The sequence below is a fragment of the Xenorhabdus lircayensis genome, from assembly GCF_016306625.1.
Lineage (GTDB): Bacteria > Pseudomonadota > Gammaproteobacteria > Enterobacterales > Enterobacteriaceae > Xenorhabdus > Xenorhabdus lircayensis.
In genome coordinates this window covers 1-6,323 of the sequence record NZ_JACOII010000082.1, presented here as the reverse complement: position 1 = coordinate 6,323, position 6,323 = coordinate 1, and the positions used below count along the sequence as shown (strand labels likewise).

Here is a 6,323-nt window from a genome sequence, read left to right as displayed (position 1 = left end):
AACCATTTAATACATGACCCGATTGCAGGCATGCTGGTATTGGAAGTCTGGAAAGTACAAAACGTGATTGTTTTTAAACGTTCTATGAATACCGGATATGCAGGTGTGCAAAACCCACTCTTCTTTAAAGAGAATACACAAATGCTATTTGGTGATGCAAAAGCAAGTGTTGAAGCAATTTTACGTGCACTGTAATCATATAAAGTAAAAATTGAAGATCTTTGAATTATTACACAAAGCTCTTTTTTTAATTTTTATTTTTCAATTTGTAAAATAGATCTCGAGTTATATCTTGGTTTTTCATTTACTATGTGAATCCGAGATACTCTACTATTCGAGTAAGATTTTATTACATCTTGTTTCATAAAGAAAATTTTCATTCCGAACAGGGAATAATTAAATATATTTAAAGGTGATATATGAAAACTGCAATGCAAATTGTCAATGAATCTTTGGAACACGGCATTACGCTATTGATTATGAATGGAAAATTACAATATGAAACCAACCGTGGCAGTATTCCGTCGGAATTGTTCAATGAATGGATAAATAACAAAAACCAATTAATGAGTTTTCTGGCTCAGTCTTATCCAAAAGAAAACATGTCGCAAGACAACATTCTGGATAATAAGTTTTATTATTCTGAAAAAAAATTGGTTAGCATATCTCCGATGCATCATTTTCCATTAGATAACCCACGTTCAGAAAAACAGAATTTCGAAAAACGCACACATCAACAACGTATTTCAAATAATATTATACAAGATATAAAAATGTTATGTACCCAACATGAAGTCACTTTATTTACATTCTTAGAGACTGCCTTTGCTGTATTACTTAGCCATTACAGTAATGAAAAAGATATTGTAATTGAAACACTAATTACAAAAAGAAAACGTTATGATATTGAGTCTTTAATTGGTTCTTTCGTCGATTCACTGGTTATCAGAACAGATTTATCAGCTCAACCTACTTTCAGTGAATTATTAAAACAAAATAATCATGCTATTTTGGATGCTTATGCACACCAGGCACTTCCTTTTGAAAGGTTGGCAAAAAAAATCACTCCTAATCATAATTTAAACTATCATCCTATTTTTCAAATCGCTTTTACGCTAGGAAATACTAATCAGCAAAATATGGCTTTGGAACAGGAAAATCACATTAAGAGTGAAGAATACCTGCATCTGAAAACCCTGCTTGATTTAGAAATCCACATTTATGAAGAAGATGGGGAAGAATTATCTCTTTTATGGAACTATGACATTGATCTATTTGAAAGTGCCACGATTGAAAGATTAAGTGCCAATTACGAAACCCTACTTTCCAATATCGTTGCAATGATGACACAGGGTGTCGATGAAGTACTGCCAGGTCAGGTATCCTCTGTGCATAACATTCCATTTCTATCTGATACTGAAAAGCACACTTTATTGCATGAATGGAATGGGCCACAGAAACATTATCAAACAGGGCGTTGTTTCCATGAATTGTTTGAAGAACAAGCCGAACGGATGCCTGAAAATACAGCACTGATTTTTGGGAACGACTCGCTGAGTTATCGAGCAGTCAATGAACAAGCCAACCAGCTGGCACATTATTTGATAGAATTGGGTGTCAAACCTGATACGTTGGTCGCACTTTGTATACCGAGATCATTACAAGGGATGGTGGCGTTACTGGGAATTATTAAAGCAGGCGGTGCGTATGTGCCGTTAGATCCCGGTTACCCGCAGGCACGTCTTCAGTATATGCTGGAGCATAGTGAAGTTGAGTTCATCCTTACCGAAACACATCTGGCAGAAAAATTGTCTATCAGCCAGCAAACAGTGATCTATCTGGATACACAGATCGTACAATTACATCTGCAAAATATGCCAACCGGGAATATCACCAAACGCTCAACTCCTCTGACAGAAGATCATCTGATCTATGTGATTTATACCTCTGGCTCTACGGGAAAACCAAAAGGCGTGATGGTGAAGCATAAAGGCTGGGTTAATCTTGCGTTATCTCAGGCCGATCTATTTGGGATTGATGCAAACAGCCGGGTATTACAGTTTGCTTCCTGGAGCTTTGTTGCTATGACCATAGAGATGGCGATGGCTTTTCCTTGTGGCGCAACGCTGTGTTTGATTTCGGAAACGCAGCAACGTACTCCTGAGCTACTGGATGATGTGGTTGAAAAATACCAGATTACCCACACTATGTTGCCGCAAGCGCTATTGCCTCATCTGAACTTCAACAAATGGCAATCCGTCTCAACTTTATTATTGGGGGGAGAGGCTGTGCCACCACAAATAGCTACTCGCTGGAAACTGGGCAGAAAACTATTTAACGCATATGGCTCTACAGAAACTTCCTCTATGGTAACCGCTGGTTTATTAATCGATGACCGGATTACAATTGGAAAACCATTACCTAATATAGTGGTTCGTATTCTTGATCCGGAGGGTAATCTGGTACCGATTGGGGCAATTGGGGAACTGCATATCGGTGGGGTTCAGCTGGCACGGGGTTACCGGAATTCACCGGAAATCACAGAAAAACAGTTTATCCGCGATCCATTAAGCTCATCATGTGCAGATTCTGATACAGAAAATAGACTTTATCGGACAGGGGATTTAGTTCGTTGGACACCGGATGGTCAATTGGAGTTTATAGGACGTGTTGACTCATTGGTCAAAATTCGCGGTTATCGCATCGAATTAGGTGAAATTGAAGATACCTTGAGCGGACATGATGCCTTAAGTAGTGCCGCTGTGATCGCTTACGGCGAGAGCAATGAAGATAAGAGACTGATTGCTTACGTTTGTCCGAGCGCTGAGTGGCTTGGAGAAAGAGGCGCAGCCTTTGATGCCTCTGCTCTTGGCAGTGAACTCTCAGAGTTACTTCAATCTTTCCTGAACCAACAATTGCCTGAATATATGGTTCCCCGTATCTATATCCTGCTGGAGCGGATGCCTCTCACACCTAACAACAAAGTGGATAAAAAAGCCCTGCCTGTTCCGGATAACAGTAAATTACGTCAGCAAAATTATGTTGCGCCAAGAGATGAAATAGAGGAAAAACTGTGCCTGTTATGGCAAAAACATTTAAAAATTAATCAGGTAGGTATTCATGATAATTTCTTCGCGCTTGGAGGATATTCGCTTTTAGCCACTAAGATTACGGCCTCCGTTAAAAATATACTGAACAATAGTCTTAGCATGTATCAATTATTTACAAATCCGACCGTTGCACAAATTGCAAATGTGATTAAGGATACTAAAAGACCTGAAATATCGATATCTGAATCAATACAAAATACCCCTGATGGAAAGATTCCACTCTCTTATGGACACAAATTGCTTTTACCTCTGATACAAAAGGGAAGGATAGAGCAGTGTTTTCATGTCCCCGTTGCTTTACTGATAAATGGAATACCTGATCGTAATGCCTTGGAAAAAAGTTTGAATACTCTTTTAGAACGGCATGAAAGTTTGCGTTTAAAATTTTATCAAGAAAATGAACAGATCTTCGTGAAACCAGACAATAATATGACGATCGATTTACAAATTGTCAATTTACAACCAGAAGGAATAGGAAAAGAGAAAATACTCAGTGAAATTGAAAGGTTCTGGCAAGAAGAACAAAAAATACCTTTTGATATTTATAATAAACCGTTAATTAGAGCATTCTTACTACCTATTTCTGAAACAAGTACGGGATTATTATTTGATATTCACCATATAATTTTTGATGGTTGGTCAATCAATATCTTTCTGAATGAACTTGCACAATTGTATACGGCTTATTCACAGGGACAAGAGCCTATTCTCCCTCCTGTAGCTATGAAGTATTCTGATTATATTTATGATTCACAAAGAAGTCATAAAACAGATGAGTATCAAACGCAGCTTAAGTTTTGGCAGCAACAGTTTTCTAATGTCAGTATGCAGCATAATTTCCTGGTTGATTTCAGCAGGAATATAGCTTCAAATGGCCACTTTAATATTCACTATATCAATATACCTAATTCAGTAACTAACGCATTTTCAAAATATTGTGAAGCTAATAATACTACACCATATATGCTATTTATGGCTCTATTCCATACTTGTATATTTATGTATTCAGGCGTGTCACAGACAATTACAGCTTCGCCGCGAATTGAGCGTACCAGTATCGAAAGCCAGCAAGCGATAGGATTGTTTTTGAATGGACTGTTAGTCAAATCCTCTATCAATAAGGAAATGAGCCTACACGATATCATTCAGCAAATCAGGCAGTTTATCTATGATGCTATGCAAAACTTGGACGTTCACGTATCTTTGGTTATTGATTCTGTCGGTGAAAAAGTAAGGGATGCTCTATTTAACATTGTATTTAATTACATGGATATAGAGGATGATGAGGAAGAGTTTTTCGATAACCTCGACATAGAGTCCATACAGATTGTTCCAACACCTTTCGAATCACTTGGGATGACTTTTTTCAACAAGCCAAAAAGTATTATATGTGAATTTACATATAATCCAGAGCTATACTCCAAAGAGGCTATTGATAGCTTACTCCGGTATTACGAGCGATTAATGAATGCCATTGTATCTGGTCAGGAAAAAGAGAGTATCCGTAATTTTTATGACTAAGATTTTTTAGATGCTGGTTCAGGTGAATAAAGTATAAGATGCCTCAGTAATGAGGCATCTTCTTTGTTTAAAGAGTTATTGGGAGTGTTAGAAATTCTGTGTCATTCCAGTAAAACACCTCAAAAAGGAATGACAAATGACTCAACCCTTCGATTTCGATAAAGCCCTGAAAGCGCTTCAGGAAGGTCAGGCTCTGACAGGTAAAGATGGCATCCTGACCCCACTCATTAAACAGCTGACGGAAGCCGCTTTAGCCGCTGAACTTGACTCTCATCTGGCTCAGAATATTGAGGTCAACCGGCGGAACGATTCCACCAAAAAGCCTATCAAGACACCGGCCGGTCACTTTGAACTGGCTACGCCACGGGATCGTAATGGCACTTTTGACCCCCAACTGGTGAAGAAGCACCAGACCACGCTCTCAAACGAGATTGAGCAAAAGATTATCTGCCTGTTTGCCCTCGGGATGAGCTACAACGATATTAGCCGGGAAATCGAAGACCTGTATGCCTTCAGCATCTCCAGCGTCACTATCAGCGCAGTGACTGACAAGGTCATCCCTGAGCTTAAACAGTGGCAACAGCGACCACTGGACGCCATTTACCCCTTCGTCTGGCTGGATGCCATCCACTATAAAATCCGTGAGGATGGGCGCTATGTGAGTAAAGCGGTCTATACCGTATTGGCACTCAATCTTGAAGGCAAAAAAGCGGTTCTTGGTCTGTATCTCTCTGAAAATGAAGGCGCTAACTTCTGGTTATCTGTGCTGACTGACCTGCAAAACAGGGGGACTGAAAGATATCCTCATCGCCTGCGTTGATGGGCTTCCCTGAAGCGATCAACAGTATTTACCCACAAACCGAGGTTCAGTTGTGTATCATTCACCAGATCCGCAACTCGCTCAAGTTACGTGGCTTCAAAGCACCACAAGGCCTTCATGGCTGACCTGAAGCCAGTCTATCGGGCGGTCTCAAAAGAGGTGGCAGAAAGCGCACTGGACGAGTTGGAAATGAAATGGGGTCAACAATATCCGGTTGACATCCAGAGCTGGCGTCGTAAATGGGTTAATTTGTCGGGTTACTTCCGCTACCCAGCGGCTATCCGCAAGGTTATCTACACGACGAACGCTATCGAGTCGGTACACCGTCAGTTCAGAAAACTGACGAAAACAAAAGGCGCGTTCCCGAATGAAAACAGCTTGCTCAAACTGCTTTATCTGGGGCTTCTCAATGCCCAGGAAAAATGGACGATGCCAATCCAAAGCTGGAACCTGACGCTGTCCCAGCTGTGTATTTACTTTGAAGGGCGTCTGGATAATGTGATAACGTTACAACGGCTAAATTATCGTGACACAGGATACTGAACGCCCTCAAGTTATTAATTTTGATATGAGATTTATATTACTCTACCGTTAAAAATCTGGTCATGATTCCAATTTATTGATAGTGATGAATGTTCAGATAATATCCTATAATTCTGTCATGCATTTCTATGGATTTTGAAAAAGACAACGTTTTGCGAGTCAGTTTTGCTAAATGCTGACGAAGATTCAGGTTATGCCTCTCTATGCGTTGGGTATAACGCTTGCTGACCACATGCCGTTTCCCCGCCAACGCTTTTTCATCGGTTATGTATTAAATAGTTAGTTGCTGTGATATGCTTCCGACTTTTTAAGGATGAAGCATGGCCAAA

Annotated in this window: 2 protein-coding genes and 2 pseudogenes; 3 read left to right on the top strand and 1 reads right to left on the bottom strand. The window is 39.8% G+C overall.

Annotated features, from left to right (window positions below):
- The 3 genes and pseudogenes from H8A87_RS19165 to H8A87_RS19155 all read left to right on the top strand — a co-directional run.
- Positions 1-195 (top strand): NAD(P)(+) transhydrogenase (Re/Si-specific) subunit beta (locus H8A87_RS19165; RefSeq protein ID WP_198691478.1); only part of this gene is annotated, 195 nt, incomplete at its 5' end.
- A gap of 224 nt (positions 196-419) precedes the next feature.
- Complete coding sequence (locus H8A87_RS19160) at positions 420-4,631, top strand: non-ribosomal peptide synthetase (protein WP_198691477.1); 4,212 nt, start codon at positions 420-422, stop codon at positions 4,629-4,631.
- A gap of 136 nt (positions 4,632-4,767) precedes the next feature.
- A pseudogene (locus H8A87_RS19155) lies at positions 4,768-5,994 on the top strand (IS256 family transposase).
- Between the two features lie 73 nt (positions 5,995-6,067).
- On the opposite strand, the pseudogene H8A87_RS19150 reads toward H8A87_RS19155, so the two are convergent.
- Positions 6,068-6,253: pseudogene (locus H8A87_RS19150) on the bottom strand (IS1 family transposase); the annotation flags it as partial.
- Positions 6,254-6,323 lie beyond the last annotated feature (70 nt).

Bases quoted from the DNA above. Each gene is read 5' to 3' on its own strand.
- H8A87_RS19160 (WP_198691477.1), top strand. From the start codon at position 420: ATGAAAACTGCAATGCAAATTGTCAATGAATCTTTGGAACACGGCATT.